A 621-nucleotide genomic window follows, 5' to 3' on the forward strand; every position below is an offset into this window, starting at 1 on the left:
GCATTTTCGAATGTTGTCCATCTTTCTTCTGGCAAGGACGGATTGCGCGGCTGTTTTGTTGTTTTGGCGGCGGTGGAAATGCTTCCTGAAGACAAGGACGTTTCGGTTCGCATATCCCGGTTGTTTCGGCGCTTGCAGGACCTTTATGCAGCTGCGATCATCAGAGCTCAGGCCTTGGGCGAAATTGATCCCGGCCTGGATGAACGGACACTTGCCAGGTTCCTCGTGTGCCAGATCCAAGGGATGAGGGTCTTGGGCAAGGCGGGAGCGGATCGCCAGGACATGCGAGCCATGATTGACCTTGCGCTAAAACCGTTGGACTGACTTTAATTTGGAACCAAAAGGTTCCTAAATATTGCAGTTGTGCACGCTGTTCGCTCGTGTCTCACGGGCGATATGGAGACAAATGTGGATTATTCCCGAGACCCTGAGCAAAAGCCTGATCCGCGCAGATGGACCGCGTTGGTCATCCTGTTGGCTGGGGCTTTTCTGCCCCCGTTGGATTTCTTCATCGTCAACGTGGCGCTGCCTTCGATACGGGAGGACTTCCAGGCCTCCGCATCAACGATGCAGCTGATCATCTCAGGTTACGCCACGACCTACGCGGTCATGCTGATCACC

The 621-nt window shown here is 54.4% G+C and carries 2 pseudogenes; both read left to right on the forward strand.

What is annotated here, in order from left to right:
- Positions 1-324: pseudogene (locus tag EN943_RS37295) on the forward strand (TetR/AcrR family transcriptional regulator); the annotation flags it as partial.
- An 84-nt stretch (positions 325-408) separates the two neighbouring features.
- Positions 409-621: pseudogene (locus tag EN943_RS38750) on the forward strand (MFS transporter); the annotation flags it as partial.

The sequence above is a fragment of the Mesorhizobium sp. M7A.F.Ca.US.006.01.1.1 genome (genome assembly GCF_003997935.1).
Lineage (GTDB): Bacteria > Pseudomonadota > Alphaproteobacteria > Rhizobiales > Rhizobiaceae > Mesorhizobium.